The organism is Streptomyces sp. 1-11 (genome assembly GCF_007176755.1).
GTDB lineage: Bacteria > Actinomycetota > Actinomycetes > Streptomycetales > Streptomycetaceae > Streptomyces.
In genome coordinates this window covers 51,129-77,954 of sequence record NZ_BJTV01000005.1, presented here as the reverse complement: position 1 = coordinate 77,954, position 26,826 = coordinate 51,129, and the positions used below count along the sequence as shown (strand labels likewise).

General features: G+C 72.3%; 26 protein-coding genes and 1 pseudogene. 11 read left to right on the top strand and 16 right to left on the bottom strand.

Going from position 1 to position 26,826, the window contains the following annotated elements; all coding sequences use genetic code 11:
• Positions 1-194: 194 nt before the first annotated feature.
• Positions 195-416: a hypothetical protein gene (locus TNCT1_RS12250; RefSeq protein ID WP_143630929.1), complete on the bottom strand. Its 222-nt coding sequence runs from the start codon at positions 414-416 to the stop codon at positions 195-197.
• A gap of 275 nt (positions 417-691) precedes the next feature.
• On the opposite strand from TNCT1_RS12250, the gene TNCT1_RS36265 reads away from it, so the two are divergent.
• A complete protein-coding gene (locus TNCT1_RS36265; protein ID WP_235902576.1) occupies positions 692-1,579 on the top strand; it encodes a sulfocyanin-like copper-binding protein in 888 nt (295 codons plus the stop codon).
• A gap of 369 nt (positions 1,580-1,948) precedes the next feature.
• On the opposite strand, the gene TNCT1_RS12235 is transcribed toward TNCT1_RS36265, so the two are convergent.
• Complete coding sequence (locus tag TNCT1_RS12235) at positions 1,949-3,922, bottom strand: heavy metal translocating P-type ATPase (RefSeq protein ID WP_143630928.1); 1,974 nt, start codon at positions 3,920-3,922, stop codon at positions 1,949-1,951.
• Positions 3,923-4,042: 120 nt separating this feature from the next.
• Here TNCT1_RS12235 and TNCT1_RS12230 point away from each other — a divergent pair, with 120 nt between their 5' ends.
• A complete protein-coding gene (locus tag TNCT1_RS12230; RefSeq protein WP_143630927.1) occupies positions 4,043-4,447 on the top strand; it encodes a metalloregulator ArsR/SmtB family transcription factor in 405 nt (134 codons plus the stop codon).
• 187 nt (positions 4,448-4,634) lie between these two features.
• Here TNCT1_RS12230 and TNCT1_RS12225 read toward each other — a convergent pair whose 3' ends face one another.
• Positions 4,635-5,753 carry a hypothetical protein gene (locus TNCT1_RS12225; protein ID WP_143630926.1) on the bottom strand — a complete coding sequence of 373 codons (1,119 nt, stop codon included), beginning with the start codon at positions 5,751-5,753 and terminating at the stop codon, positions 4,635-4,637.
• A 907-nt stretch (positions 5,754-6,660) separates the two neighbouring features.
• On the opposite strand from TNCT1_RS12225, the gene TNCT1_RS35545 reads away from it, so the two are divergent.
• Positions 6,661-7,254, top strand: coding sequence for a hypothetical protein (locus TNCT1_RS35545; RefSeq protein ID WP_160160396.1), 594 nt, complete (start codon positions 6,661-6,663; stop codon positions 7,252-7,254).
• A gap of 304 nt (positions 7,255-7,558) precedes the next feature.
• Positions 7,559-7,744: pseudogene (locus tag TNCT1_RS36930) on the top strand (hypothetical protein); the annotation flags it as partial.
• 52 nt (positions 7,745-7,796) lie between these two features.
• Here TNCT1_RS36930 and TNCT1_RS12210 read toward each other — a convergent pair.
• A complete protein-coding gene (locus tag TNCT1_RS12210; protein ID WP_143630924.1) occupies positions 7,797-8,558 on the bottom strand; it encodes a phosphoglyceromutase in 762 nt (253 codons plus the stop codon).
• Positions 8,559-8,769: 211 nt separating this feature from the next.
• On the opposite strand from TNCT1_RS12210, the gene TNCT1_RS12205 reads away from it, so the two are divergent.
• Positions 8,770-10,053, top strand: coding sequence for an MFS transporter (locus tag TNCT1_RS12205; RefSeq protein WP_143630923.1), 1,284 nt, complete (start codon positions 8,770-8,772; stop codon positions 10,051-10,053).
• Positions 10,054-10,174: 121 nt separating this feature from the next.
• On the opposite strand, the gene TNCT1_RS12200 is transcribed toward TNCT1_RS12205, so the two are convergent.
• Positions 10,175-10,405: a hypothetical protein gene (locus TNCT1_RS12200; RefSeq protein WP_143630922.1), complete on the bottom strand. Its 231-nt coding sequence runs from the start codon at positions 10,403-10,405 to the stop codon at positions 10,175-10,177.
• Between the two features lie 371 nt (positions 10,406-10,776).
• Positions 10,777-11,226, bottom strand: coding sequence for a DUF2000 domain-containing protein (locus TNCT1_RS12195; RefSeq protein ID WP_143630921.1), 450 nt, complete (start codon positions 11,224-11,226; stop codon positions 10,777-10,779).
• A 49-nt stretch (positions 11,227-11,275) separates the two neighbouring features.
• On the opposite strand from TNCT1_RS12195, the gene TNCT1_RS12190 reads away from it, so the two are divergent.
• Positions 11,276-12,094 carry an AraC family transcriptional regulator gene (locus TNCT1_RS12190; RefSeq protein ID WP_143630920.1) on the top strand — a complete coding sequence of 273 codons (819 nt, stop codon included), beginning with the start codon at positions 11,276-11,278 and terminating at the stop codon, positions 12,092-12,094.
• Here TNCT1_RS12190 and TNCT1_RS12185 read toward each other — a convergent pair.
• The 3 genes from TNCT1_RS12185 to mshA all read right to left on the bottom strand — a co-directional run bounded on the left by TNCT1_RS12185 (position 12,087) and on the right by mshA (position 14,883).
• A complete protein-coding gene (locus tag TNCT1_RS12185) occupies positions 12,087-12,890 on the bottom strand; it encodes a hypothetical protein (protein WP_143630919.1) in 804 nt (267 codons plus the stop codon). The genes TNCT1_RS12190 and TNCT1_RS12185 overlap by 8 nt on opposite strands.
• A 162-nt stretch (positions 12,891-13,052) precedes the next feature.
• Positions 13,053-13,553 (bottom strand): YbjN domain-containing protein, encoded by a 501-nt coding sequence (locus tag TNCT1_RS12180; RefSeq protein ID WP_143630918.1) that lies wholly within the window; start codon positions 13,551-13,553, stop codon positions 13,053-13,055.
• Positions 13,546-14,883: a D-inositol-3-phosphate glycosyltransferase gene (gene mshA, locus TNCT1_RS12175; protein ID WP_174266254.1), complete on the bottom strand. Its 1,338-nt coding sequence runs from the start codon at positions 14,881-14,883 to the stop codon at positions 13,546-13,548. The genes TNCT1_RS12180 and mshA overlap by 8 nt, the downstream gene beginning before the upstream one ends.
• Before the next feature lie 356 nt (positions 14,884-15,239).
• Here mshA and TNCT1_RS12170 point away from each other — a divergent pair, with 356 nt between their 5' ends.
• The 3 genes from TNCT1_RS12170 to TNCT1_RS12155 all read left to right on the top strand — a co-directional run bounded on the left by TNCT1_RS12170 (position 15,240) and on the right by TNCT1_RS12155 (position 19,060).
• Positions 15,240-16,028 carry a class I SAM-dependent methyltransferase gene (locus TNCT1_RS12170; protein WP_174266287.1) on the top strand — a complete coding sequence of 263 codons (789 nt, stop codon included), beginning with the start codon at positions 15,240-15,242 and terminating at the stop codon, positions 16,026-16,028.
• A 288-nt stretch (positions 16,029-16,316) separates the two neighbouring features.
• Positions 16,317-17,438, top strand: a complete 1,122-nt coding sequence (locus TNCT1_RS12160; protein ID WP_143630915.1) for a C40 family peptidase — start codon at positions 16,317-16,319, stop codon at positions 17,436-17,438.
• A 320-nt stretch (positions 17,439-17,758) separates the two neighbouring features.
• The gene (locus TNCT1_RS12155) at positions 17,759-19,060 is read left to right on the top strand and encodes a PP2C family protein-serine/threonine phosphatase (protein ID WP_143630914.1); all 1,302 of its coding nucleotides are present in this window, start codon (positions 17,759-17,761) and stop codon (positions 19,058-19,060) included.
• A gap of 19 nt (positions 19,061-19,079) precedes the next feature.
• Here the strand turns inward: TNCT1_RS12155 and TNCT1_RS12150 are convergent, their stop codons facing one another.
• The 3 genes from TNCT1_RS12150 to TNCT1_RS12140 all read right to left on the bottom strand — a co-directional run bounded on the left by TNCT1_RS12150 (position 19,080) and on the right by TNCT1_RS12140 (position 20,739).
• Positions 19,080-19,427 carry a DUF2516 family protein gene (locus tag TNCT1_RS12150; RefSeq protein WP_174266253.1) on the bottom strand — a complete coding sequence of 116 codons (348 nt, stop codon included), beginning with the start codon at positions 19,425-19,427 and terminating at the stop codon, positions 19,080-19,082.
• Positions 19,428-19,533: 106 nt separating this feature from the next.
• Positions 19,534-20,178, bottom strand: a complete 645-nt coding sequence (locus TNCT1_RS12145; RefSeq protein ID WP_143630912.1) for a hypothetical protein — start codon at positions 20,176-20,178, stop codon at positions 19,534-19,536.
• A gap of 75 nt (positions 20,179-20,253) precedes the next feature.
• Positions 20,254-20,739, bottom strand: a complete 486-nt coding sequence (locus TNCT1_RS12140; protein ID WP_143630911.1) for a helix-turn-helix domain-containing protein — start codon at positions 20,737-20,739, stop codon at positions 20,254-20,256.
• Positions 20,740-20,917: 178 nt separating this feature from the next.
• Here TNCT1_RS12140 and TNCT1_RS12135 point away from each other — a divergent pair, with 178 nt between their 5' ends.
• Positions 20,918-21,865: an aminoglycoside phosphotransferase family protein gene (locus TNCT1_RS12135; protein ID WP_143630910.1), complete on the top strand. Its 948-nt coding sequence runs from the start codon at positions 20,918-20,920 to the stop codon at positions 21,863-21,865.
• On the opposite strand, the gene TNCT1_RS12130 is transcribed toward TNCT1_RS12135, so the two are convergent.
• The 4 genes from TNCT1_RS12130 to TNCT1_RS12115 form a co-directional block, all read right to left on the bottom strand.
• Positions 21,801-22,316 carry an HAD domain-containing protein gene (locus tag TNCT1_RS12130; protein ID WP_143631483.1) on the bottom strand — a complete coding sequence of 172 codons (516 nt, stop codon included), beginning with the start codon at positions 22,314-22,316 and terminating at the stop codon, positions 21,801-21,803. The genes TNCT1_RS12135 and TNCT1_RS12130 overlap by 65 nt on opposite strands.
• 104 nt (positions 22,317-22,420) lie before the next feature.
• A complete protein-coding gene (locus TNCT1_RS12125) occupies positions 22,421-24,598 on the bottom strand; it encodes an aminoglycoside phosphotransferase family protein (protein WP_143630909.1) in 2,178 nt (725 codons plus the stop codon).
• A gap of 278 nt (positions 24,599-24,876) precedes the next feature.
• The gene (locus TNCT1_RS12120) at positions 24,877-25,596 is read right to left on the bottom strand and encodes an HAD family hydrolase (protein WP_235902553.1); all 720 of its coding nucleotides are present in this window, start codon (positions 25,594-25,596) and stop codon (positions 24,877-24,879) included.
• Positions 25,597-25,625: 29 nt separating this feature from the next.
• A complete protein-coding gene (locus TNCT1_RS12115; protein ID WP_235902550.1) occupies positions 25,626-26,504 on the bottom strand; it encodes a winged helix-turn-helix domain-containing protein in 879 nt (292 codons plus the stop codon).
• A gap of 130 nt (positions 26,505-26,634) precedes the next feature.
• Here TNCT1_RS12115 and TNCT1_RS12110 point away from each other — a divergent pair, with 130 nt between their 5' ends.
• Positions 26,635-26,823, top strand: coding sequence for a hypothetical protein (locus TNCT1_RS12110; protein ID WP_143630907.1), 189 nt, complete (start codon positions 26,635-26,637; stop codon positions 26,821-26,823).
• Positions 26,824-26,826: the final 3 nt, after the last annotated feature.

The following is a 26,826-nucleotide window of genomic DNA, read 5'->3' as shown; positions in this document are numbered from 1 at the left end:
TCGAACGACCAGGTTTCGTCTTCCCCGAAGTCGGGGGCCTGGAAGGGGTTGGTCGCCGGAGGCGGCGATGCCGCCGCGGAGCGGTTGGGTTGCCCTTCCAGGGCGGAGAACAGCGACGTCATGTCGATGGGAGGACTCTCTTTCGTTGCAGGTCCCGTACGGGACCTGGGTGTGCCTGACCGGGCACAGCGGTCCTACAGCTTGGTCATCTTGGCGTACGGGCTCAGGATCCGCATCTGCGACGAGCCGAAATCCACGAGCACCGCGACCCCGTCCTCGACGCCGACCACGCGGCCGAGGCCGTACATGTCGTGCGTGACCTGGTCCCCTACAGCGAAGTGCTTGGGAGCCGGGGCGACCGGGGCCTTGAACGGGCTGGTGGGCAGATGGCGCTTCGGCGCGGCAGGCTTGGTCATGGCTCAGTATGCGCCTCCGCGTGTCCCGTTCGCTGTGGCCGTCGGCACAGATCCACAGGGCCGCAACCGCTTCACGTCGCTGACCAGCGGTTCTTCTGATCTGCGAGAGTGAAACCGGAGCAGAATCCGGGCTCGGCCGGGCAGCTTCCGCCGACCGGGGTCCGACGACGGGCCGTCCGGTCCCGAGGCCGGGAACCAACGGCCCAAGCCACGCTGGTCCGACCGGTCCATGCTGGCGTTGACGTGGCGATCAGCCGAGGGAAGTGATCGGCGTGATGTGGTTCGGCGACGGATGGGGCTGGGCCGGCCGGTTCCTCATGACGGTGACGACGGTGCTGGTCTGGGCCGTGCTGATCGCGGGGCTCGCCGCGCTGGTGCGCCACCTCACGGGTGCGCGCCACCAGCGGCCGGGCCCGCCTCCACGGCCCGGCGACGGTGGCGGCGGGTGGCAGGCGCCGGGAGCCGGGAACCCGCCGGCCGAGCGGTTCGCGCGCGGGGAGATCGAGGAGGACGAGTACGCAACGTCGGCCCGCGCCGCTTCCGGAGCGACGGCGAACCCGCGTTCGCGCCGAGGGGTCTGGCCGGCGATCGCCGTCTTCGCCTCGGCTCTGGTGCTGGGCCTCGCCTCGACGGGCCTGATGGCCGCGTCCGGTGCCTTCCACCGGCCGCCACCGGCGTCCTGGCGGGCACAGGGCGCGCGATGCGGCGCACCGGCCGCGAGAGGCAGTGCGGTCGACGTGACCGTGTGGGACGCGGGGCGCATGATGCACGGCCCGAACCGGCTCGCTCCCGACAGCACCCGCCCCGGCCCGCGGGGCACGGGCATGATGCGCCTGGTGGCCCACCCCACGACCGTGCCGGCCGGGAGGACGACGGTGCGGGTCTTCAACGCGGGAACCGTCACGCACGAGGTGGTCGTGCTGCCGCTGGCGCCGGGCCGGGCGGTGGGGGAACGTGCCGTCGGCTCCGACGGCCGGGTGTCGGAGGCGGGCAGCCGCGGCGAGGCGTCGCGCACCTGCGGCAGCGGCGCCGGAGAAGGCATCGCCCCGGGTGCGGCGGCCTGGACCACGGTGACACTGCGGCCGGGCCGCTACGAGCTGGTGTGCAACATACCGGGGCACTACGCGGCCGGCATGTACACGGAACTGGACGTCACGAGGTGAGCGGAGGCCGCTTCGGCCGGGGACGCAGGCTTCGGGGTCGGTGACGACCACCGGGGCCTCCCGCGGGTTCACTGAGCGCCTGCGGCTCTTTGACCGCCCGCGGCTCACGGATCGCCTGCGGCTCCACCGCCGGCCCACTGCCCCGTCTGCGGCCTCACGGACCACTTCCAGCATCATGGACCACCACCCGCGGCCCCACAGTCACACGGCCTCATGGACCACCTGGGGCCCCATGGCCCCGTGGACCACTCGCGGCCCACGAACCGCTGGCCTCATCGCCCACGCAAGGCCTCACAGACAACCTGCGGCTGGCTGGCCCGATACGCCCACGGCTCCCAGCCGCCCCGCTGCCCCGGACCACCCGGGACCTCACCGGCCCAGCCCTGCCCGGGCGCGGCTCCACGCTCCGTCGGCGAGCAGCCGCAGGCCGTTGAGGCCGACGATCACCGTGGAGCCCTCGTGGCCGGCGACGCCCAGCGGCAGCGGCAGCCGGCCTGCCAGGTCCCATACGACCAGGCCGGTGATGAACACGGCGGCGATCACCAGGTTCTGCACGACCAGGCGGCGGGCACGGCGGGAGAGCCCGATCACCGTGGGAATGGTGGCGAGCTCGTCGCGCACGACGACCGCGTCGGCGGTCTCCAGGGCGAGGTCCGACCCGGCCCGCCCCATGGCCACGCCGGTGTGGGCGGCCGCCAGGGCGGGGGCGTCGTTGACGCCGTCGCCGACCACCAGCACCTTCCGGCCGGCCCGCTCCAGCTCCTTGACCGCCGTGACCTTGTCCTGCGGAAGCAGCCCGGCGCGCACGTCCGTGATCCCGACCTCGTCGGCGAGACGCGCCGCGGCGCGCGGATTGTCCCCGGTCACCAGCACCGGGGCGGCGCCGGTCAGACGCTCCAGCGCGGCGGTGGTGGCCGCCGCCTCATCGCGGAGCCGGTCGGCGATGCCCAGTACGCCCACCGGGGTGCCGTCGGCCACGACCAGGACCGCGGTGCGGCCGTCCTCCTCCAGAGCGGTGGCGGCGGCGACCGCCCGGTGCGTGCCGTCCGTCAGCAGCCGGGTGGGGCTGCCGACCCCGACCGTACGGCCGGCCACGGTCGCGCTGACGCCCGTACCGGGAGCGGACGTGAAGTCCTCCACCGGGGGAATGTCCAGGTCACGGGCGCGGGCGGCGTCCACGACGGCGCGGGCCAGCGGATGTTCGCTGGGGTGCTCGACGGCCGCCGCGAGGCGCAGGAGTTCCTCCTCGCCGAGCCCGGAACCCGGCAGTGGGCGGACGTCCGTCACCTTCGGGGTGCCCTCGGTCAGGGTGCCGGTCTTGTCCAGCGCCACCGCGTCCACCTGGCCGAGCCGTTCCATGACCACGGCCGACTTCACCAGCACACCGTGGCGTCCGGCGTTGGCGATCGCCGACAGCAGCGGCGGCATGGTGGCGAGCACGACGGCACACGGGGAGGCGACGATCATGAAGGTCATCGCCCGCAGCAGCGTGGGCTGCAGCGCGGCGCCGAACAGCAGCGGCAGGGTGAACAGGGCGACCGTGGCCGCGACCATGCCGAGCGAGTAGCGCTGCTCGACCTTCTCGATGAAGAGCTGGGTCGGGGCCTTGGTCTCGGAGGCCTCCTCGACCATGCTCACGATCCGGGCGATCACCGAGTCGGACGGGTCACGCTCGACCTTCACCCGCAGGGCGCCGGTGCCGTTCAGGGTGCCGGCGAACACCTCGTCCCCGGCCTCCTTGACCACGGGCAGCGGTTCACCCGTGATGGTGGCCTGGTCGACCTCACCGGCTCCGTCCACGACCCGGCCGTCAGCGCCGATCCGCTCGCCGGGGCGCACGAGGATCGTGTCGCCGACGCGCAGTTCCCCGGTGGGCACACTCTCCTCGCCGCCGTCGTCGCTCAGCCGGGTGGCGGTGGTGGGGGCCAGGTCGAGCAGGCCGCGCACCGAGTCCGCGGTGCGGGCGGTGGCGATCGCCTCCAGTGCGCCGGAGGTGGCGAAGATGACGATCAGCAGCGCACCGTCCAGCACCTGTCCGATCGCCGCCGCCCCTAGCGCGGCGACGACCATGAGCAGGTCCACGTCGAGGGTCCTGTCCTTCAGCGCCCGCAGGCCCGCCCAGCCGGGCTCCCAACCTCCGCTGACGTAGACCGCCGCGAACAGCGGCCCCCACGACCACGCGGGCGCACCGCCCAGGTACAGCGGCAGCGCGACCAGGAACAGCACCAGGGCGGCCGCCGCCCACCGGGCCTCGGGCAGCGCGAAGATCCGCGTGCGCCGCCGGGGCGCCACCTCCTCGCGGGCGGCGCCGGTCGCGGCCGGGCGGGTGAGGGTGGAAGACATGGGAACGGGGTCCTTCACACGAGTTCGGACGCGCGGACGCGACGGGTCGGTCCCACCACCGTAACAGGAACGAATGAAGAGTCATTCATGTGTTCATGTGAGGTGCCGTAGCATGGGCGCATGGGTCATGGAGCCGCACCGCCGACCGGAGGCGTCCCGCGCGGACGCCTGGACGCTGCCAGTGCCGCCAAGGTCGCCACCACCCTCCAGGCGCTGGCCACCCCCTCCCGGCTGCTCATCCTGGCGCGGCTGCGCGAAGGCCCCCTGCCGGCGACCGAACTGGCGGCGGAGGTCGAGATGGAGCAGTCCGCCTGCTCCCACCAGCTGCGCCTGCTCCGCAACCTCGGCCTGGTGGTCGGCACCCGCAAAGGCCGGTCGGTGGTGTACTCCCTCTACGACAACCACGTCGCCGAACTCCTCGACCAGGCCCTCTACCACGTCGAACACCTCCGCCTCGGCCTGAGCGACATCCCCACGGCCACGGGCGAGCGGGAAACGGAGCCTGTGACGGCCCCTCGTCCCTGACGGGGACGGCACCGGACCGGCTTCCGGCGGTCACTCCGCGGACAACGGACAGCGGGTTCGGCCACGCGGCCGTCGTCGGCCTTGGGTCCTCCGTAGGGGGAGACGCGAAGGCGGCGTCATGGACGGCGACGGCGACATGGGCCGCCGCCAGGCCAGTACCCCCGCCCCTCGATCGCGGACCGATCCGTCAGCGCAGCGCGGTGGGCTGCTGTGCCCCGGCGACGCCGTCCCGCATCATCCTGTCCGCCACCGCCATCTCGGGCAGGCGAAGCTCGGCGGCGATACGGGTCGAGCCGGGCTCATCCAACGTGACCGCCGCCAGGTGCATCGGCTCAGCGCTCAGCCGGGCCACGCGCGAGGCATCCGCATGACCACGGGTGGCATCGCCGTCTCGTTGTTCACGCAGACGTGCCGCCTGGCGGGCGAGGCTCTCCCAGAAGTCCTGCTGGGGGGCTGCGCCGGCTCGCCTGGGGGCGAGTGTCTTGGTCTCGATCACCAGGCGATGCGCTTCGATGCAGACCGGGCGGGCAAGGTCCTGGTCGTTCAGCGCGGCGACAGCGGCCTCGGAGGACGCTGTACGGGCTGCCGCGTCGTCCGCCTCCAGCAGCGCGCCCCGAGTGGCCGGCAGCGTGAGCCAGAGCAGCAGACGCGCCGTCGCGGCCATGGCCGTCCGCGGGATCCACAGCACCCACTCGCTGACCTTGCCCCGGATGTTGAAGCTCCGTGCTCCGAGCGCCACATCTTCCGCACCGAAGGCGAGCAGGCTGGGGTTCCAGGAGATGTGCGCGGTCTCGTTGGCCCGCACGGTCCACGACCCGGCGGTCAATGACTCGAGGGCCATGGCCACGAACGCGCGGGAACGAACGTTGCGAGGAGCCGCGTAGGCCAGCGCATGGGCGATGGCGGCGACGCGTTGCTGGGGCGGGTAAGCGGCCCAGAGCGGGAGGCCGATGACGAGGCAGCGCTTCCGGGAGAACCCGTAGTGGGTGACGGCGACCGAGAACTCCGGAGCGAGCTGGACCGCATCGGGAGCCCGCACCCCACACGTGTCGGCTATGCCGCCCACTAGGTCGAACAACGCCGGTGCATCCGCCTCTCGCAGCGTGGGCAGATCGGGATTCAGCTGCCCGATCCGCGGACGCAGAGCCAAAGCCAGGCCCAGAAGCACCAGGCCCATCATCGGCTGAACGACCGTGTCGAATCCGATGACGATCAGCAGCACGCTGCCGACGAACAGCACGGCCGTCACGAGATGGACCAGGCCGGCGACGGCGTACGCGGCTGCCGTCCCGGTTCTTACGCGCATAGCGCTTACCGGCAGACTTCGGCGGTCATGTTCCACGAGTCCCCCTAGCAGTGAGCGGCTGACACCGCTCGAACATGTGGTGATCCGACCATCGCGGGGGAGCCCGGGCAAGCGGCCTGAGCAACATCTGAGCCTCCCCGCCCGACAGCCGCCACAGCCGCCCCCGGGACGGGTCCGACTGGGCACCGCAGGACCCGGGGGCCTGAGGGCCCAGAAAACGCCCAGGCCGTGAAAATGCTCCTGAACCGCGCCGTCCGCGCAACTCAGGGGCATGAGCGCCAGAGCTACTTCTTCTTGCCCTGGGTCCTGTGAGCCCGCGTTCTTGACCAGGTCAGCGGGACACGGACTCCCGCTGACCTGCGATCGGGCTGTCGAGCGGTCTGCGAACACGCAGTGACAGCAGATGCCTTCGACCCACAGCGGTCCGCGGCGTCCACCCATCAGCCCGCGTCGCAGGTCAGGAAGCATGTCGGACGGCCACGGACCAGTGCGTACCGGACGGGAATGCGCGGCGACCGAGACTAGAACTGAGACTGACCGCGTCCGCCCCAGTCACCCTCGACCTCTCGCTCTCACTGAGCCGAAGCCGACTTCACCAAAGGTGAATTAACGTGACGGAGCGCTTGCTTATTCGACGGAATTAGCATGTACATGCACGCGCGGGCTTGTGATGTCCAGCACAGAACCAGCATTCTAGATATATCTAACATCCCCACACCGACAGCCCCCGTACCACCAGATACAGGACTTTTTTTGTAAACAGCCTTTAGCAATGCGCGTAGAGCAAGCATCCACTGCAAATGGTCTAAACCGCCATCTCGGGTGTCACTTCCAATTAACATTCGCCATACGTGTCCGTGACGTGCACTCTGATCCTCCCCACTGGTCCCACAGAGGCAAGGACAAGATGAAGACCGGGCACAAAATTGCACTTGGTGGCGCTGTCATCGTGGCCGCCGGAACGATCATCGCCCCGCAGCTCATCAGCGACGACGGCGACAAGAAGGAGCCGAACACGTCAGCGTCAGTGAGCGGCGACATGGGCGGCAATGGCGACGGCCCCCGCTGCCAGGGAGCCAAGGTCAACTGCCCCCAGGGGAGCCAGCCGATTCCGGAGAACACCTACCGGACGGACAAGGCCCCAAGCAAGGTAGGCCCTTGGGCCTACAAGGTCGTCCGCACGGTGACCCAGGCCGGCGACGAGGGACTGATGGTACGGACGTGCAACGTCAGCGACTGCCCCGGACCGGACTCGGCACGCCAGGTCGGACTCGTCCGCGTGCACCACACGGTCTGGGTTGAATGCTGGAAAGACTCCGGCTACGACGGCGGCGAAGGCCAGGGCATTACCAAGTGGTACAAGGTCAAGTGGCCGACCGACCAGCCTCACGCGACTCCCGACCTCGAAAGTTCGAGGGAGGACAAGTACACAGCCTGGATGTACAGCGGCTACATGGAGCCATCGGGACACAATGGGAAGATTCCTGAGTGTAGTAGCTAGCCTCGTTCGGCCAGCATGAACCGGGAGCGCCAATTCTGCTCGACGGACCAGGCTGGACCGGAACATGAAAGGGCGGCCCGGGGTTTCCTGGCCGCCCTTTCCAATGCAAACGCCTGAAATTACGACCCGTATGGCGCGCGAGCGCAGGACCGGTTCGAGGGCCTTGAGAGCGCCGGAGAGAAACCAGGCCAGACGGCCGTGAGTACGTGCGAGGGAGATGGCCAGAACGGCGAAAGTTTCCCGCAGGTGTTCGAGCCGCTTGATCTGCGGCAGGTCCTCCTGGACGTTCGGGGGGGCCGACTGCATCATCCCGAGGGCCAAGAGCCGCGAGCACGCCGCCGCCCGTGAGCATGGGATGCACGCCCTGCGGCACTTGGTGTATGGGCACCTCATGCCCAGCAGCCGGGACCGGGCCCGAAATGCTCTCGGGCGTGCGCTCCGGCCGCAGGACCCGGGGGGCCTGAAGGCCCGGAGAGGGCCCGGGCCGTGAAAATGCCCCCGAGCCGCGCCGTAAGCGCAACTCAGGGGCATGATCCCAAGAGCTACTTCTTCTTGCCCTGGTTCTTGACCGCCTCGATGGCCGCTGCCGCGGCCTCCGGGTCGAGGTACTTGCCGCCCGGGGTGACCGGGTGGAAGTCGGCGTCGAGTTCGTAGTAGAGGGGGATGCCGGTCGGGATGTTCAGGCCCGCGATGTCGGCGTCCGAGATCCCGTCCAGGTGCTTGACCAGGGCGCGCAGGGAGTTGCCGTGGGCGGCGACGAGGACCGTGCGGCCGGTGAGGAGGTCGGGGACGATGCCGTCGAACCAGTACGGCAGCATCCGGTGGACCACGTCCTTCAGGCACTCCGTCTTCGGGCGCAGCTCCGGCGGCAGCGTGGCGTAGCGCGCGTCGTCGAACTGGGAGAACTCGGAGTCGTCCGGGAGCGGGGGCGGCGGGGTGTCGTAGGAGCGGCGCCAGAGCATGAACTGCTCCTCGCCGAACTCGGCCAGCGTCGCCGCCTTGTCCTTGCCCTGCAGCGCGCCGTAGTGGCGCTCGTTCAGGCGCCAGGTCCGGTGGACCGGGATCCAGTGGCGGTCCGCGGCCTCGAGGGCGAGCTGGGCCGTGCGGATCGCGCGCTTCTGGAGGGACGTGTGGACCACGTCGGGGAGGAGGTCGGCGTCCTTCAGGAGCTCGCCACCGCGGACTGCCTCCTTCTCGCCCTTCTCGTTCAGGTTGACGTCCACCCAGCCGGTGAACAGGTTCTTCGCGTTCCACTCGCTCTCGCCGTGGCGGAGGAGGATCAGCTTGTACGGTGCGTCGGCCATGCCTCAGAGCGTAATCCACGTGTTCGGCCCGCCGCCCGGCCCGCCCGAGGGGCGGACGGTCCGCGGGGGACCAGCAGGTCAGGCAGGGGTTCACGACCGCCGCCGCCGTTTAATCGGGTAGCCGCCGCCCGCCCTGTGCATGTAGGTTGCCTGTAAGTTGCGCTTACCCGGTGAGCCGCTTACATCTCCGTACCCGTGGGGGGTCCCGTCCGTGTCTGCCGCGTCCGTCGCGTCCGTCGCCCGTCTCAGACGTGCCGCCCGGGAGACCGTCTCCGGGCTGCCCCGCGAGTTCTGGTGGCTGTGGACGAGCACCCTGGTCAACCGGCTCGGCGCGTTCGTCGCCACCTTCATGGCGCTGTACCTCACGCTCGACCGCGGCTACTCGGCCTCGTACGCCGGTCTCGTCGCCTCGCTGCACGGGCTGGGCGGGGTCGTCTCCTCGCTCGCCGGCGGGGTGATGGCCGACCGGCTCGGCAGGCGGCCCACGCTGCTGATCGCCCAGAGCGCCACCGCCGTGTCCGTCGCGGTGCTCGGGTTCATGCAGGACCCGGTCGCCATCGCCGGCGTCGCCTTCCTCGTGGGCATGGCCTCGAACGCCTCGCGGCCCGCCGTACAGGCGATGATGGCCGACATCGTGCGGCCGGAGGACCGGGTTCGGGCGTTCTCGCTGAACTACTGGGCGATCAACCTCGGCTTCGCCGTGTCCTCGATGGCGGCCGGGTTCATCGCCGAGTTCAGCTATCTCGCCGGGTTCCTGATCGAGGCCGCGATGACCCTGGCGTGCGCGGTGGTCGTCTTCCTCAAGCTGCCCGAGTCGCGGCCCGTGGCCTCGGCCAAGCGGGCGGACGGCGACGTGGGCCTCGGCACGGTGCTGCGCGACGGGCGGTACATGGCCGTCGTCGGGCTGTCCTTCCTCGTCGCCCTCGTCTTCCAGCAGGGGTCCGTCGGACTGCCGGTGGCCATGGGCCGGGCCGGGTTCACCGCCGCCGACTACGGCTTCGCGGTCGCCGTCAACGGCGTCCTGATCGTCGCGCTGCAGATCCCCGTCACCCGCTTCATCGAGCACCGCGATCCGCGCACGCTCCTCGTCGTCTCCTCCGTGCTCGCCGGGTACGGCTTCGGGCTGACCGCCTTCGCCGGGTCGGTCGGGGTCTTCGCGCTCACCGTGTGCGTGTGGACGCTCGCCGAGATCGTCAACGCGCCGACCCAGACCGGGCTCGTGGTGCGGCTGTCGCCGGTGCACGGGCGCGGGCGGTACCAGGGGGTGTACACGCTGTCGTGGTCCCTGGCCGCGCTGGTGGCGCCGCTGATGTCCGGCGCTGTCATCGACCGGTACGGCGCGCAGTGGCTGTGGGCCATGTGCGCGGTCGTGGGCACCGTGGCCGGGAGCGGGTACGGGGTGCTCATGCGGCGGCTGCCCGCCGAGCGGCGGACGGCGGAGACCGCCCCTGCGAGCACCGACGCGGACACGGGAGCCGAGCTCAGCACGGCCTGAGCGGAGGCCGCCGAAGGTACGAGCCCCTTGCCCGCGGTGCGCCGCAGGCAAGGGGCTCGTCGCCGTGGGCGCCGGGGGGCCGGCGCCCACCGTGGGCGCCGGAGGGGGCCGGCGCGCGCGGTCAGAAGGAGGCGTAGACGCCGACCTGGTGGAACTGGGCGGCGGCGCCCTGGAGCTGCCCGACGGCGCCCTGGACCGTGTCCGTGACGGTGTCGAGGCGGGACAGCAGGTCCGCGCTGTTGACCGCGGCGGGGCCGGCGACGATGCCGGCCTGGGGGTTCAGGCCGCCGGAGACGCCGTCCAGCTCGGCGTCGGAGATCTCGGAGGTCAGGACCTGGGGAGCGGAGGTCATGTCGGTACGCCCTTCATCGGAGGTGCCACAAGGGGGAAAGCGGCCCGCTGGGGACAGAGGCGCGGCCGCGGCCGCGGGCCGGTGGCATCCGTTTCCGGACGCCGTGGCTCGAACCCGGCGGCGCGATGGATCAAATCACGGGGCGTGGCCGCCATCCAGCCGACCGGCTCGCGGGACAGGGCGGCTGGGGCCGGCGGCTCCTCATTCGTGACGGCGCGGTCATCGGTCGTGGCCCGCTTCTCCACATGTGATCCGGCGCGGACGGGCCGTCGCTCTTGCCAGGGCCGCACCGATCCGGACAACTGTGCACCAACCGCGCTCGCGCGCGCGGGCTTGCGCAAGCGCTGTGCAGATTCGGTCACCGACGCCGGTCACCGGTGCATCCGGGCGCCCTTCAGCACCTTGTCCACCCCGTTGCGCGGGCCGTACACGGCGAGTCCGACGAGGTCCAGATCGGCGGTGCCCACCGCCCGCACCGCGGCGCGGTTGTCGCGGTCGTTGCCGGTGGCGAACAGGTCGGAGGTGAACACGGACCTGGGCAGAGCGCGGGACAGGGCCCGGGCGTGGGCGGCGGCGAGCGTCTCCTTCGTGCCCTCGAAGACCAGCACCGGCTGGCGGAACATGGGCAGGTAGGCGACGTCGTCGGCGTCCTCGTAGGGTTCGCCGATCACCTCGGGGACCTGGGTGCCCAGTCCGCTGACGAGGAACGCTGTCACGTTCAGGCGCTGCCAGGGCGCCAGGTCCTCGCGGAGCAGTACGGCGATCCTGGTGTCGAAGCGGACGGGGGCTGCGGCCGGCTCGGCCTGCGGTGCGGTGTTCATGGAGTGAGACTGCCGACCGCGGCGCGCCGCCGTCTTGTACGTTTTTTGCGTGGCCGCCGACCAGTCCGACGTCTCCGCCTGGCGCCCGCGGGTCCCGGGTGTCGTGGAGGTCTTCCACGCCCACTTCACCGAGTACGCGTACCCGATGCACGTCCACGACGCCTGGACGCTGCTGATCGTCGACGACGGCGCGGTGCGCTACGACCTCGACCGGCACGAGCACGGCACCCCGCACGACACCGTCTCGCTGCTGCCGCCGCACGTGCCGCACAACGGCTCCCCCGCCACCCCGCACGGTTTCCGCAAACGGGTGCTGTACCTCGACGGCAGCCACCTCGGCGACGAGCTGATCGGCCCGGCCGTGGACGGCCCCGATCTGCGGGATCCCGCGCTGCGGCTGCGGGTCGGGCAGTTGCACTCCGCCCTGGGCCGGCCAGGCGACGAGCTGGAGGCGGAGAGCCGGCTGGCCCTAGTCGGCGAGCGGCTTCGGGCGCACCTGCGGCGGCGGGCGGACGGCGCGGGCCGCTCCGGCCGTGGGGCCGGGCTCGCCCGGTCGCTGCGCGAGCTGCTCGACGAGCACGTCACCGAGGGGCTCGTGCTCGCCGACGCGGCCCGGCTGCTGCACGCCCACCCCGCCCACCTGGTGCGGGCGTTCAGCGGCGCCTACGGCATCCCCCCGCACCAGTACCTGATGTCCCGGCGGGTCGGCCGGGCCCGGCGGCTGCTGCTGGACGGGCTGCCGCCGGGCGAGGTCGCGATGGCGACCGGGTTCTGCGACCAGGCGCACCTCACCCGGCACTTCAAGAGGCTGGTGGGCGTGCCGCCGGGGCGTTACCGGCTCAGCGCCGGGCCGCGCCGGGTCACTTGACGTCGACGTAGTCGCCGGTGGCCGTGGCGCCGCCGGTCGTGGACGTCTCGCTGAAGGTCCAGCGCCAGTAGCCGTCGGAGGCCGCGGTGACCGTGGTCTTCAGGTAGCCGGCGGAGTCGGCCTGCACGATCTTGACGGTGGAGTAGGTGCTGGTGCCCGCCTTGCGGAACTGGAGCTTGGCCGACTTGCCGCCGAAGCCGGTGTAGGCGTGCTTCACCCAGTCCGCGCGGGTGAGCCGACCGGTCACGGTGAGCTTCTTGCCCTTGACGACGGGCTCGGGCGAGGCGTTGACGGTGGCCTTCCCGGCCCGCTTGACGGGCACCGAGGCGAAGCCGGTCAGGTACTGCTCGCCCTTCAGCTTGTCGTTCGAGTCCCAGACGCGCACCCAGACGGCCGTCTTCCAGGTCGTCGCGTCGTTGTTGGAGTCGAGCCGCCAGCGGGGATCGATGTACAGCTTCCCCTCGCAGTCGGCGGTCCGCGAGCCGGACGGGTCGCACATGACGAGGCCCGTGTAGAGGCCGCCGGATTCGGCGCCCTTGGCGGCCGTGGTGTCGTGGTACAGGTACGGGAACGGGGTCACGTCGTCGGCGCTGACGCCGGACGGCAGGGACATGTGGAAGGTGAAGCCGGGCTCCACCTCGGCGGTGGTCCCGACGACGACGGGCTTGCCCTTGTTGACGACCAGGTTCGACACCGTGACGCCCGTGCCCGCCGCCGCCGCGGACGGTGCGGCGTACGCTCCCAGGGCGAGCGCTCCCGCGAGCGCGACCGCGGAGCCGGATCTGCCTGCGCGCATGCACAACCTCTTGCTGGTGAGAGAACGTTGAGGACCCGGTAAGAATCCGGGTCGCCGCAGGCTAACAGCAGGCGTGCGCACACCGGTTCGGGGACCGGGAAACCCCGTTCGCGGGGAAGGGGAGTTCGGCGCTTGCGGGGGCCGGGCTCCGGTCCGGGCCGGTCAGTCGGCCGGACGCTCGATCAGATGGCTGAACGCGTCCAGGTTCCGGGTCGACTCGCCGCGCGAGACCCGCCAGGCGTACTCCTTGCGGATCGCGGAGGCGAAACCCAGCTCCAGCAGGGTGTTGAAGGCCCCGTCGGCGGCCTCGAGGACCTGGCCGAGGAGACGGTCGGTCTCCTCGGGCGTGACGGCGGCCAGCGGGAGGCGGGCGGTGACGTAGATGTCGCCGAGCCGGTCCACGGCGTAACTCACGCCGAACAGCTTGAGGTTGCGCTCCAGCAGCCAGCGGTGGACGCCCGCCTCGTTCTCGTCGGGCTGCCGGATGACGAAGGCGTTGAGGGACAGGGTGTGGCGTCCGACGATGAGGCTGAGCGTGGTGGAGAGCTTGCGGGTGCCGGGGAGCTTGACGACGTACGTCCCGGGCTCGGGGCTCTCCCACTCCAGCTCGGCGTCCTTCAGGACGTCCTCGACGACCTGCGCGGTCTTCTCGACATCACCCATGCTGGGAGCGTACGCGACGACGGTGTGACTGGGCCGCGGCCGTGTAGACGTCGGCGGTGGCGGCCGCCGCGGTGTCCCAGCCGAAGCCCAGTGCGTGCCGGGCGGCGGCCGCGCCCATGCTGTCCGCCAGCGAGGGCTCGTCGGCGAACCGGGCCAGCACGCGCGCGTACTCGGCCGGACGGTGGCCCTTGACGAGGTAGCCGGTGACGCCGTCGCGCACGGCCACCGGCAGACCGCCGACCGAGGCGGCGAGCACCGGGGTCCCGGCCGCCTGCGCCTCTATGGCGACCAGCCCGAAGGACTCGCTGTAGGAGGGCATGACCAGGACCGAGGCGGCCCGGAACCAGTCCGCGAGCTGCTCCTGGCCGACCGGCGGTCGGAACCGCACGACGTCGGCGATGCCGAGGCGCGCGGCGAGCTTCTGCAGTCCCTCGGGCTTGGCGAGCCCGCTGCCGCTGGGTCCGCCGACGACCGGCACGACGATCCGGGAGCGCAGTTCGGGGCGCTCGTCCAGCAGGGCGGCGACCGCCCCGAGCAGCACGTCCGGCGCCTTCAGGGGCTGTATGCGGCCCGCGAAGAGGGGGATCAGGGCGTCCTGCGGCAGCCCGAGGCGGGCACGGGCGGCGGCGCGGCCGTCACCGGGACGGAAGCGGTCGAGGTTCACGCCGGGGTGGACGACGGCGACCTTGGCGGGGTCGGCCGCGTAGTGCCGGACGAGTTCGCCGGCCTCCTCGGCGGTGTTGGCGATGAGGCGGTCGGCGGCGGCGACGATCTGCGTCTCGCCGATGACGCGGGCGGCGGGCTCGGGGGTGTCGCCGTCGGCCAGGCTGGCGTTCTTGACCTTGGCCATGGTGTGCATGGCGTGCACCAGCGGCACGCCCCAGCGCTGGGCGGCGAGCCAGCCGACGTGGCCGGAGAGCCAGTAGTGGGAATGGACGAGGTCGTAGTGGCCCGGGCGGTGGCCGGCCCACGCCTGCATCACGCCGTGCGTGAAGGCGCAGAGCTGGGCGGGCAGGTCCTCCTTGGCCAGGCCCTCGTAGGGACCGGCGTCGACGTGCCGGACGAGGACGCCGGGGGCGAGCTCGACGCGGGGCGGGAGGCCGCCCTCGGTGGCCCGGGTGAAGATCTCGACCTCGATGTTGATCGCGGCGAGCCGCTGGGCCAGCTCCACGATGTAGACGTTCATGCCGCCGGCGTCACCGGTTCCGGGCTGGTGGAGCGGCGAGGTGTGCACGGAGAGCATCGCGACGCGGCGGGGTCTGCGGTGCAGCCTGAGCCGCGGGGGTGCCGCCGGTGAGCGACGCCCGAGCCTGCTGGCGTACTGGCTCACGTGGCGTTCCTCCTTGGTGCGGGCATGCCTGCCGGAGGACCGACCGCGCCCTCCAGGGAGTGCAACAGCCGACGAGTGCCCTGCCATTTCCCGATCACGCGCCTTTACCGAATCATGACCTATCTTCGCTCAACCGTTCGATGAAGCGTCGTATGGGTGCGGTGCGCGGCTCGGCCCGCGGGGACGGGCGCCCGGCCCGGCGGGCGGTGAGCGGGCCGAGCGGAAACCGGATGATGCGGGAGCGGGCTGGTGCGGGAGCCGGGTGGTGCGGGAGGCCGCTTACTCTCGTAGGCATGACCGCCCGCGCCGCGCCCGCCCCCCACGCTCGGCTTCGCCCGAGCGGGCGGGCCCCCGTCGTGGGCAATGTGACGCGCGGGACCACGAACCCCAACCGGCTGCGCCGCATGGACCGCTGGATCGCCGCCACGCACGGTGCCGCGCTGCGCCGCGCGGCCGACCCGGTGGCCGTCGACCTCGGGTACGGGGCCGCGCCCTGGACCGCCGTGGAACTGCTCGGCCGGCTGCGCACCGTCGCGCCCCGCGCGCGCGTGGTCGGGGTCGAGATCGAGCCGGAGCGGGTGGCGGCCGCCAGGCCCTACGAGCGGGACGGGCTGGTCTTCCGGCACGGCGGCTTCGAGGTGCCGGTGCCCGGGCGCCCGGTGCTGGTGCGGGCCGCCAACGTGCTGCGGCAGTACGACGAGGAGCAGGTGGCCGCCGTGTGGCAGCGGCTGTGCGCGCGGCTCGCGCCGGCGGACGACGGCTCGCGCGGCGGACTGCTGGTGGAGGGGACCTGCGACGAGATCGGGCGGCGGCACGTCTGGGTGGCGCTGGGCCCGGAGGGCCCGCGGACGGTGACCTTCGCCACCCGGCTCGGTTCGCTCCAGCGGCCCTCCGACCTCGCCGAGCGGCTGCCGAAGGCGCTGATCCACCGCAACGTCCCCGGTGAGCCGGTGCACGCCTTCCTGCGCGACTTCGACCGCGCCTGGGCCGCCGCCGCGCCCTACGCCTCCTACGGCGCCCGCCAGCGCTGGATCCGCGCGGTGCGGGACCTCACCGCCGACTGGCCCGTGACCGACTCCGCCGCCCGCTGGCGGCAGGGGGAAGTGACCGTCGCCTGGAGCGCGTTGGCGCCACGCGCGCGCTGACGGGCCGGGCCGGGTCGGCGGGAACGTTCCCGGTGCGTCGTTCGTCACATCGGTCGGAAGATCGTCGTGCGCGGGTCCGGCCAGGGGAAACGCGCGGAGGGGGCGGTGCGTCGCCGGGGCGTACGCGAGGGCGTGGCGGCGGAGCGCGGACCGGCGGGCCGGGCGGAAGGGGCGGGCGGGGCGGGCGGAAACCCGACTTCCGATGACCTCTGTCGTTTTGCGCGCCGCCGTGGCACCATCCCTCAGACGACCACAAGTTACTGACGGTTAATCAGCTTGGGGGACTGTATGGGTACGGGCAAGCGCGGCCTGCTCACCGCCGCCGTGACCGTGGTCTGCGCGGTGACCGTGCTGGCGGCGCCCGGCACGGCGTTCGCCGCCGAAAGGCCCACGCCGGGCGGGAGCGCGACGCCGGGCGCGAGCGCGGCACCGGGCGCGACACCCGGCGCGTCCCCGAGCCCGGCGCCCCCGCCCAACAAGGACCTGGAGAAGGTCCGCGCCCGGCTGGACCGGCTCTACCACGACGCGGCCGTGGCCACCGACGCCTACAACGCGGCGGAGGAGAAGACCGAGAAGCAGTCCGCCCGCATCGAGGTGCTGACCCAGAAGATCACCGAGGGCCAGGAGAAGCTGGAGCGGCTCAAGGACCAGGCCGGCGCCTCGGCCCGGGCCCAGTACCGCACCGGCGGGCTGCCGCCCACCGCGCAGTTCCTGCTCAGCGACGACCCGCAGCGCTTCATCGACGGCGCCGGCACGGTGCTCAACGGCCAGCGGGCCACCGACAAGCTGATCGGCGAGATGACCCGCACCCAGCGGGACTTGCGGGACTACGCCGACGACGCCGCCGCCCAGTGGCGGAAGCTCGAGGTCAACCGCAAGGCCAAGGCCACTGCGAAGAAGCGGGTCGAGCGGCAGATCTCGGAGGCCGAGCGGCTCGAGGACCGGCTGGAGAAGAAGGAGAAGGAGCGGCTCGCCCAGCTCGAGGCGCAGGCCGCCCACAAGGCGCAGACCAAGTGGCTGGACACCGGCGTCCTGGACGACGTCAAGGGCAAGGCGTCCGAGCAGGGCCGCAAGGCGGTTGAGTTCGCCACCGCCCAGCTCGGCAAGCCGTACGTGTGGGGCGCCGAGGGGCCGGACTCCTACGACTGCTCGGGCCTGACCTCCCAGGCCTGGGCCGACGCCGGCCGGCCCATCCCGCGCACCTCGCAGGAGCAGTGGAAGCAGCTCCGGCACGTCGACGTCGAGGACATGCGCCCCGGCGACCTCGTCATCTACTTCCCCGACGCCAGCCACGTCGCGATGTACGCCGGCGACGGGCAGATCATCCACGCCCCGCGGCCGGGGCGGACGGTGACGGTCGCCGGCGCGGGCACGATGCCGATCCTGGGTGTCGTACGGCCGGACGCGTGACCCAGCTCATGTGACGGCCCGCACGTCCGGCGTCCCGCGCCCGCCCGCACGCCCCGCCGGACCCCGCCTCGGCCCGGCCGTGTGACCCACCGCACGGCCAACCCCCGCACAAACCGGGGCGATCAGTGAGCTTCGTCATCCCCGTCGCCCGCGCTCGCTGTCCAACTGCGTTGCGAATCGCGGCATATGACGGCGGCCCGCGCGCGAGCGACGCGGCTCACACCATTCCGCCGGGGCGGGCAGTACCGCTATGGTCACCCGACGGTGGGTCGAGGTCCCTCGCCCCGCCCGCCCTCGGGGGGAGGGAAGGAAACCAGACGATGCCCGTACCCGTACCGCGGCAGAGAGCGATCCCGGCCGTGGAGAGTGGTCAGGCGCCGGCCGTCGCCCAAGGCGGCCCCCTCAAGGAAGAGGCTCACCGCAACGCCACGGCCGGCGCGACGAGCGCCACTCTCACCCTGCTGCTGATCGAGGACGATCCGGCAGGCCTGCCGATCGTGCCCGACGTGCTGGACTCCTCCGGCAAGCCGGTCCGTGTCCGCACCGCCCGCAACCTCACCGAGGCCGAGCGGCTGCTCACCGACGACGTCCACTGCATCCTGCTGGACCTCGCCCTCCCCGCGCCCGGCCGGGCGCGGGGCGAGGACGCCGACGAGCTGGCCGTGCTCCGGCACGTGCTCCAGCTCGCGCCCCGGCACGCCGTGCTCGCGCTGACCGCGTCCGGCGACGCCGAGCGCGGCGCCGAGGCCGTGCGCGTGGGCGCCCAGGACTACCTGTTCCGCGACGAGCTGGACGGCCGGCTGCTCAGCCGCGCCATCCGCTACGCGGTGGAGCGCAAGCGCTCCGACACCGCCGAGCGGCGGCTCGCCGAGGGCAAGCTGCGCGCGCAGGAGAACCGCCGGCTGGAGCGGGGCCTGCTGCCCACGCCGCTGCTGGAGGGCTCCTCGCTGCGCTTCGCCGCCCGCTACCGGCCGGGCCGTTCCCGCGCCCTGCTCGGCGGCGACTTCTACGACGCCGTGCGCACCCCCGACGGCACGGTGCACGCCATGATCGGCGACGTCTGCGGCCACGGCCCGGACGAGGCCGCGCTCGGCGTGGAGCTGCGTATCGCCTGGCGCGCGCTGACGCTGGCCGGGCTGTGCGGGGACGAGCTGCTGGGCACGCTGCAGGAGGTGCTGGAGCACGAGCGCGCGGACGAGGAGATCTTCGCGACGCTGTGCACGGTGGACATCGCGCCCGACGGCCGCCGGGCGGGCCTGTGCCTGGCCGGTCACCCGTCGCCGCTGGTCGCCCGCCCCGGCCGCGCCCCGAAGCTGCTGCCGTACGAGAACAACGGCCCCGCGCTCGGCCTGCTGCCCGGCGCCCGCTGGCCCCGGATGCAGGTGGAGCTGGGCGCCGAGTGGAGCCTGATGCTCTACACCGACGGCCTGATCGAGGGCCGCGTCGGCACGGACGGGGAGCGGCTCGGCCAGGACGGCATGGTGGACATGATCCGCCGCCAGCTCGCCGAGGGGCTGCGCGGCGAGGATCTGCTGCGGGCCGCCGTGAGCGAGGTCCGCGACCTCAACGGCGGCGAGCTGACCGACGACGTGGCGGTGGTCCTGCTGGACCGCACCGCCTGAGCGCCCGGACGCCGGGCGTTCAGCGGCCGCCGTTGTACGGCCCGTAGGGGCCGTCGCTGCTGCTTCCGCCGCGGCGGCGGCCCCAGCCGCTGCCGCCGGAGACCTGCTTGAGCGCGGGGCGCACGTCGACGATGTAGACGATGCTCGCGATCACACCCGCGATCGGCAGGATGGACAGGAGCGAGAACAGGTAGCTGACCACGAGCGCGATGCCGAGGATGATCAGCCAGAAGACCTTGTTCTGCTTGTCGGCCGCGCGGAAGGCGTCCTCGCGCCGGAAGGCGGCGTCGAACAGCCCGAACGCGGCGAGGGCCATCATGACGATCTTCAAGATCCCCATGAGTCCCGTGAAGCCCAACATCAGCATGCTGCCCACCGCCCGTTGTCTCCCGATCCGTACGCGGTCACCGTACCCGGAGAACGGTCCGGGCACCCCGAGGGTGCCCGGACCGTTCAGGTCGTCGCGGACGTGCTCACTTGGCCGGCGGGGTCGGCTTCTTCGCGTTCGGCGTCACCTTGCGCGGCGCCGGGGTCTTCTTCGCGTCGGAGTCCTTGGCCGCGGCCTCCTTGACGACGGACTCCTTCACCGTGGGCTTGTGCACCTCGGCCGGCTCGGTCCTGACCGCGGCCGGCTTCGGCTCGGTGCGGATCTCGCCGGGCTCGGGCTTGCCCTCGACGGCGATGGCCAGGTCCTCGATCTCCTCGGCGGCCTCACCGCGCCAGTTCCGCACGGTCTGCTCGCCGTGCTCGGCGACCTTCTCGTAGGCCTCGCGGGCCTTGACGGCGTACTCCGCGGCGACGCCGACCCCGCGCAGCGCGAGGTCCTGGGCGTTCTCGCCGAGCTTCTTCAGGTCGACGTCGAGGGTGCCGATGAACTCGTTCACCTTGGTCTGCAGGGTGGTCTGGGCCTCCTTGGCCCGGCTGGCGGCCCTCTCCTGCACGGCCTTCGGGTCGGTGTTGCGCACCGCCTCGATGCGGGCCGGCGCCTCGGCGCGGAGCTGCTCGACCAGGGCGGGCACCTTCTTGGCCTGCTGGAACGCGAGGTCGGCGGTGCCGGCGGCGAAGTAGAGCGGCTTCGGGTCGCTGAGGGTCTTGCGCAGGTCGTCGGTGATGGCCATGGTGATGGTCCTCCCGGATTCGCGTTCGGCTGAGGGTTGAGTGTCCGCGGTCTGGGCGGCCGGGCCCTGGTCCGGCTATCCGGCCGTCCGCCGCGGACCGGCATCACTTCCGCCGGCCGTGCGGGTGCCGCGTACGGCGGTGTCGCCCGGGACGTCGGTGCCGTCGGTCCGCTCCGCCGCTTCCCCGTCCTCCGCCGCCGGCTCGCCGACCCCGAATCCGTTCTCCTTGCGGAACGACTCGTAGATCTGGAGCAGCACCTGCTTCTGCCGCTCGTTCAGCGAGGGATCGGCGAGGATGACGGCGCGCGTCTCCACCTCGTCCCGGTCCCGTTCGGCGTCGAGGATGCCGGCGCGGACGTACAACGTCTCGGCGGAGATGCGCAGCGCCTTGGCGACCTGCTGCAGCACCTCCGCGCTGGGCTTGCGCAGCCCGCGCTCGATCTGGCTCAGGTACGGATTGGACACCCCGGCGGCATCGGCGAGCTGCCGCAGCGAGAGCTGGGCGTTTCGCCGCTGCTCGCGCAGGTACTCACCGAGATTGCCGACGTTGAGCGATGCCATGCCTCCACCATGCACCACCGCCGCTAACAATTGCAAGCATCCGCTTGCAAGAGTGCGCCACGCCACCCGCGGACTTCACCCGCTCGCCCCAACACCCGCCCCGCGGGCCCCTTTCCGGAGCGCGGCCCCGGCGGAAACTCGGTGGCCGCCCGCTCCCGGCAGCCGGGAGACTGCCGCCGTGACGCTTCACGACGACGAGATCGCGGTCGACGAGGGGCTCGTCCGCTCGCTGCTGCGCGCCCAGCGCCCGGAGTGGGCCGGCCTGCCGCTCTCGCCCGCCGGCGCCGGCTCCGACAACACCATGTACCGGCTGGGCGAGGACCTGCTGGTACGGCTGCCGCGGACCGCCGGCGGGCGGGCCGTGCGCAAGGAGCAGCAGTGGCTCCCCCGCCTGGCGCCCCTCCTCTCCTGCCCGGTCCCCGACCCCGTGTACGCCGGGACGCCCACCGAGGTCTATCCCGCCGCCTGGTCCGTGCACCGCTGGATCGACGGTGACGAGGCCGGCCCGGACACCGTCCGGGACTGGGCCGCGTTCGGCGCCGACCTGGCGGCGGTGGTCCGCGAACTGCACGGCATCGGGCTCATGGGCGCGACCCGCACGGGCGACCTGAGCTGGTACCGCGGCGGCACCCTGCGCTCCTGCGACGAATGGGTCCGCGCGGCCTTCGCGGACTGCCGGGCCACCGTCGGCCCCGCTCTGGACGTGGACACCCTGGAACGGCTGTGGCGGGCCGCGCTCGACCTGCCCGACCCCTCCGGACCCCATGTATGGCTGCACGGCGACCTCAAGCCGAGCAACCTCCTGGTCCGGGACGGCAGGCTGCACGCGGTCATCGACTTTGGAGCGCTCTCGGTCGGCTTCCCCGACGCCGAGCACGCCCCCGTGTGGGACCTGCCGCCGCGGGCGCGGCAGGCCTACCGCAACGCGCTCGACCTCGACGACACGACCTGGGCGCGCGCCCGCGCCTGGGCGATCGCGGTGGGGGTCAGCGGTATCCCCTACTACTGGCACACCTGGCCCGCGTTCGTCGCCGAGTGCCGGGCCCGGCTCGAGGCGATCCTCAGCGACGCCGCCGCCCGCCGCCCGGCGGGACCGGCCGGCGCAGCCACTGCGCCACGGCCGTGAAGTCGGCGCCGGTGAGGCCGTACCGGTGGTCGACCCGGTGCAGGAGGGCGGGCGCGGGATGGTGGGCGGCGACCCAGGCACGGTCGGTCCCGGTCAGCTCGTCGTCGATCCAGACGAAGGGACGGCCCGCCGCCCAGGCGACCAGCGGGCGGGTCTTCCAGTGCAGCCGGCCGGGCGGCTCGTCCCGGTCCGGCCAGCGCACCACCGGCAGCGCGGGCAGTCCCAGCCAGGGCGCGAGACAGTCGTTGGCGTCGTCCATCCAGGTGGTCGCCCACACCAGTTCGCAGCCCAGGCGGCTGAGCTGCGCGCCGAGGCCCGGGTCGACACGGCTCAGCAGCGGATGCGCGTGCGCCCCCGGCGGCCCGGCGAGGCCCCGGTCGTAGCACGCATAGGTCCGGTCCGCCGCCCCGAACGGGATGAGCGGCCCGTCGACGTCGAGAAAGAGCAGCATCACCGTCCAGAGTGCCCCCTCCACCCACCCACCGAAAAACCGCCCAGCCCGACAGCGACCGGGCGGGCACGGCGTCCAGGCGTGTCCGACGGCCCACGGCCCCCTCAGGCCAGGGCGCGGGCGAGATAGGGGTTCACGATGGGGCGGCGGACCGGGAGGCCCAGGGAGGCGGTCGCGGCGGCCAGTGTCATGGCGTACGAGTCGACGGCGCGGCGGACGTTGGGGGCGTCCAGGCTCGCGCCGGTCACCAGGCGGTCCAGGTCCACGTAGGCCGAGCGGACGATCTCGATCCAGCGGTAGACGCGCCAGTCCTTCAGCCAGTCGACGGTGTGCGCGGGTGCCAGCAGCTTCTGCCAGCGCTGGAACATGCGGTCCCGGATCTCCGGGCGGGTCGGGGTGAGGTGCATGTGCCTGACCAGGTCGTAGAGCGGGTCGCCGACCACCGCCATCTCCCAGTCGATGATCGTCAGCGCGACCTGGTCCGTGCGGCGCACCAGGTTCCAGGGGTTCAGGTCCCCGTGCAGCAGGGCGGGCTCCCGGCGGCTCACGGTGTGCCGGGCCAGGATCTGGCGGAGCCGGGCGCCGTCGGGCAGACCGAACAGCCGCGCCAACTGCTGGGACTCCTTGGGCAGCTCCTCCACCAGCAGGACGAGTTGCTCGCTCAGCCAGCCGTAGAAGTCCCCCTCGCCGGCCGCCGGGTCGAGCCCTTCGTAGCCCACCCGCGTCAGGGCGTGGAGCTGGTCCACCAGCCGGTCCGCCTCGTGCGGCAGCAGACCGTGCACGGGGTGGTCGGGGGGGTGCTCACCGTCCCGCGGCCCCTCGTAGGTGTGGATGGCGAACTGCTCCCCCTGGTAACTGGTCCCCAGGGCCAGCAGCTTCGGGGCCGCCACGCCCACGCGGGAGAGCTCGATGGCCCGGAGCACGGCGTGCTCGCTCAGGAAGCCGCGTTCCCGGCGGCAGACGTTGGCCACCTTGCGCCGGACCACGACGGGGAAGTCGACGTCGGGGACCCGGACCACCGAGTTGAGGTGGCCGGTGCCCTTGAAGACCCGGCCAGCGGGCGTGGCGCCCTCCGCGAACAGGGCCTGGCGCACCGCGGAGTGCGGGAAGTCGGGGCGCTCTGGGACGCGCTGGTCGTGGTGCCAGTACCTGATCTCGGCGGACAGGCCGCGCCCGCCGTTCCTCGCGGCACGCCAGCGGAAGAGGATGCGCTCGATCTCGCGCACGTCCGGGAGGTTCCTCAGGCAGAGCGGGCCGGCCGCCGCTTCCAGGGCGCGCCGCACCGCCGCGGTCGCGTCGTCCAGGCTCTTCTGGTCGGGCGACGCGTGCAGGGAGTCGGCCGCGCGCATCACGTCCGGGTAGACCGACTGCGCCCGCTCGAAGGCGATGTAGTGCCGCAGGTCCTTGGCCAGTCCGTTGACGGCCGCCGGGCGGACCAGACGCACGGCGTCCGCCCAGGCGTCGATCACCTCGTTCCACTGGTGCGGCGGGTACTGCATGCGGACCAGGTGGGTGGCCAGGTCGTGCAGGGGATCGCCGTAGGTCGCCAGCTCGAAGTCGACGCAGATCAGGGGCGGGTCACCGTCGTACGACATGATCAGGTTGTCGCGGTGCAGATCGGCGTGGAGCAGGCTGTAGGGCCGCCGGGCCATGGCCGGCACCCGCTCGGCGAACCGGGTCAGGGCGTCCTCGGGGATGCCGAGCGAGGCGAACAGTCCGCCGAAGCCCGGCCAGTTCGCCCGCCTGATCTGGTGGTCCGCCAGGTGGGCGAGGGTCTGCAGGAAGCCCTGGCTGTCCTTGTCGTTGCGGGGCCAGGCGGCCGGCAGGGGCGGCAGCGCCTCCCTGCGCACCTGGGCCATCTGCGCGAGCAGCCCGGCCAGGGCCCTGACGAGCAGGGCGTCGACCGGCTTGCCGTCCTCGCACACGCTGGACAGCGGTACGCCCTCGACATAGCTGTGGATCGCGTACCCGTCGCCCTTGGCCAGGCACCGCGGGACGTGCGGCAGGATGCCCTTGATGGCGTCCAGGATCGCGGACTCGTCCTGCCACGTCCTGATCACGACCGGCAGCGCGTCACGCCGGCGGACCCGCACCGTGACGGAGGTCCCGGCGTCACTCCCCAGCAGGCGCCGCACGTCCTCGGTGACCGGCAGCACGTAGTTCTGGTTGTGGTGCCCCCTGCTCGCCACGCCCCGTTCGGCGGCCGTGCGTACGAATGCGCTGACGGCGCCGGGCCAGGCGCCTTCCCCGGGGTGCCGACGGGGAAGAGAGGGTACGCCCACTGGCCGCTCCGGATGATTCGCGCGAGAGAGACGGAAGGTACGACAAACGTTAGGTGCAGGTGGTGCCAGGGACGACCAGAGCCGGCCTCGAATAATCACAACGGGTGGTCCGCCGGGCTTCGAAGCCGGTCGCCGGACGTGCTGGTTCGCCGTCTCCGTGCGCGGGGAACAGACCGACCGGTTCAGCGGTGCGGGAATGCTAACGCACCCGGGTCACCCGCCGGGGCCCCCGCGCTGTTCGGCGAGGCGGCCCCGGACCGGTTCACTCTGCCGATGGCTCAGGCCTGAGCCCGCACCTGCCTGAGTACCGACCGCAGGGAACGCACGGTGTGCGCGGCGCCGGCCTCCTGCAGCAGCTTCTCCTTGCGCTCGTTGCGCGCGTAGCCGAGGAAGGGCACGCCGGCGCTGTTCGCGGCGTACAGGTCGGAGGGCGTGTCGCCGATCATCAGGGCGGTCCCGGGGGCCGCGTCCATCGCCTCCAGGGCGCGGTTGAGGCAGTGCGGGTCCGGTTTGAGGTGCTGGAGGTCCTCGCTGCGGCCGTAGATGTGCGGGGCGAAGCAGCCCACCAGGCCGCGGCCCGCCAGGTACTCGCGCACCACGCGCGGCGAGTTGTTGGTGGTGATGGCGAGCCGTGAGCCGACCGCCGTCCAGGTGCGGATCAGCGGGTCGGCGTAGGCGGTGGGCATCGCCGACCCGGTGGCCCGCAGCTCCTCCTGGGTCAGGCGCTCCTCCAGCTCGCCGACCAGGCCGCTGCCCGGGTGCCTGCGGTCCACGGCCCGCAGGACCACGTGCGGGTCCAGGGACTCCCGCTCCTCCTGGGTAAGCAGGCCGTGCAGCCCCCGGCCCTCCAGCCAGCGGGCCAGGTCGGCCGCCACCCGCTCCGCCGAGTGCCCGGCGAAGAGCCGGCAGATCGGCCCGTCGAAGTCCCACAGCACGACCCGTGCGCGTCTGATCAGATTCCGCAGTTCCTCGGTCTCGCCCTCGGTCTCTTCCGTCACCGGTTCGGTCCGCGTCGCATCAGAAGTCACTAGGAGAGTGTCAGGTCCGTCGTGATGGTTTCCCAGAGGGCGTCGAACCACTTCTCCGATTGCTCCACGAACGCCGCGTCCCGCTGACCGGCCCGCTTCTCGAAGGAGAAGAGCAGGGACTCGGAGCCGAGCGTGTCGTACATCTCCAGGACGCCGGAGTCGGTGGGCTCCTCGCGGCGGGTGACCATGTAGTGCGCGAAGAGCGCCTCGGTGCCGTTGAGCAGGTACAGCTTGACCGGCGGGGTGAAGGGCAGGGCCCGGAAGGTGACCTTGACGTCGATGTCGTGCGTGGAGCGCAGCGCCCGCAGGTTGTACTGCAGGACCTGGCCCTGGGCGTTGCGCATCTCCAGCCAGCGCCGGTGCACGGGGTCGTCGTCGCCGTGCGCCTCGACCGAGACCGGGAAGGCGAGGTTGATGTCCCGGGACGGCAGCAGGACGCGTACGTCGATCCGCCCCGGGCGGATGCGGCCCTCGTGGATCAGCCGCAGCGGTTCGCCGAGGGCCGGGATCAGGCTCTGCGCGGTCAGGCACACGGCGTCGATGCGGACGTGCGGGGCGGCGAACGCCTCGGTCAGCCGGGGGGCGAGACCCACCATCGTCGGCTGGGGCTCGTCGTGGGCGGGGGCGGGCTCGGCGATGCGCGGGGGGCTGCCCTTGCTGACGTTGCTGAGCAGGCCGTCGTCCGCCAGTGCCCGCAGGGCCTGCCGCACGGCGCCGCGCTCCACCCCGAACTCCTCGGCCAGCTCGGCCTGTGTGGGCAGGCGCTCCCCCGCCCGCAGGGCGCCGGTGCGGATGCGTTCCCGCAGGACGTCGGCGATCTCCTGGGACGTGAGCCGTCCGCTGCCGTTCACTGCCACGTTCTCCTGAGCCACGACCAAACGCTACAACCCTGCTCCACTTGCCGGGAGTTGTTGCGAAGTTGTTTGCGAGTACCTGCCAAGTGGGGACAACTTAATCATAGTTGGTTGCCAACTTGGTCAAGTTGGCAGACCGAGAGGGGGAACGTCCATGCCTGTCCTCGCGCTCCTCTGCGCCGTCCTCGTCGTCGGCTTCGAACAGCTCGTCGAATGGAAGTACGGCGCCGTCGGCCTGGTCGGCCTGCTGCTGCTCTCCGTGGGCACCAAGGCCAAGAGCCCGGCGGTCAGCTCCGCCGGCGCCGTGCTGCTCGCCCTGCTGCTCGCCGGCCCGGCCCTGTGACCG

Bases quoted from the DNA above. Each gene is read 5' to 3' on its own strand.
- TNCT1_RS12180 (WP_143630918.1), bottom strand. From the start codon at position 13,553: ATGGGTGATGTCGAGAAGACCGCGCAGGTCGTCGAGGACGTCCTGAAG.
- TNCT1_RS12230 (WP_143630927.1), top strand. From the start codon at position 4,043: ATGGGTCATGGAGCCGCACCGCCGACCGGAGGCGTCCCGCGCGGACGC.
- TNCT1_RS12155 (WP_143630914.1), top strand. From the start codon at position 17,759: ATGCCCGTACCCGTACCGCGGCAGAGAGCGATCCCGGCCGTGGAGAGT.
- TNCT1_RS12140 (WP_143630911.1), bottom strand. From the start codon at position 20,739: ATGGCATCGCTCAACGTCGGCAATCTCGGTGAGTACCTGCGCGAGCAG.
- TNCT1_RS12195 (WP_143630921.1), bottom strand. From the start codon at position 11,226: ATGAACACCGCACCGCAGGCCGAGCCGGCCGCAGCCCCCGTCCGCTTC.
- TNCT1_RS35545 (WP_160160396.1), top strand. From the start codon at position 6,661: ATGAAGACCGGGCACAAAATTGCACTTGGTGGCGCTGTCATCGTGGCC.
- TNCT1_RS12160 (WP_143630915.1), top strand. From the start codon at position 16,317: ATGGGTACGGGCAAGCGCGGCCTGCTCACCGCCGCCGTGACCGTGGTC.
- TNCT1_RS12185 (WP_143630919.1), bottom strand. From the start codon at position 12,890: ATGCGCGCAGGCAGATCCGGCTCCGCGGTCGCGCTCGCGGGAGCGCTC.
- TNCT1_RS12235 (WP_143630928.1), bottom strand. From the start codon at position 3,922: ATGTCTTCCACCCTCACCCGCCCGGCCGCGACCGGCGCCGCCCGCGAG.
- TNCT1_RS12210 (WP_143630924.1), bottom strand. From the start codon at position 8,558: ATGGCCGACGCACCGTACAAGCTGATCCTCCTCCGCCACGGCGAGAGC.
- TNCT1_RS12200 (WP_143630922.1), bottom strand. From the start codon at position 10,405: ATGACCTCCGCTCCCCAGGTCCTGACCTCCGAGATCTCCGACGCCGAG.
- TNCT1_RS36265 (WP_235902576.1), top strand. From the start codon at position 692: ATGTGGTTCGGCGACGGATGGGGCTGGGCCGGCCGGTTCCTCATGACG.
- TNCT1_RS12225 (WP_143630926.1), bottom strand. From the start codon at position 5,753: ATGCGCGTAAGAACCGGGACGGCAGCCGCGTACGCCGTCGCCGGCCTG.
- TNCT1_RS12130 (WP_143631483.1), bottom strand. From the start codon at position 22,316: ATGCTGCTCTTTCTCGACGTCGACGGGCCGCTCATCCCGTTCGGGGCG.
- TNCT1_RS12145 (WP_143630912.1), bottom strand. From the start codon at position 20,178: ATGGCCATCACCGACGACCTGCGCAAGACCCTCAGCGACCCGAAGCCG.
- TNCT1_RS12150 (WP_174266253.1), bottom strand. From the start codon at position 19,427: ATGCTGATGTTGGGCTTCACGGGACTCATGGGGATCTTGAAGATCGTC.
- TNCT1_RS12250 (WP_143630929.1), bottom strand. From the start codon at position 416: ATGACCAAGCCTGCCGCGCCGAAGCGCCATCTGCCCACCAGCCCGTTC.
- TNCT1_RS12110 (WP_143630907.1), top strand. From the start codon at position 26,635: ATGCCTGTCCTCGCGCTCCTCTGCGCCGTCCTCGTCGTCGGCTTCGAA.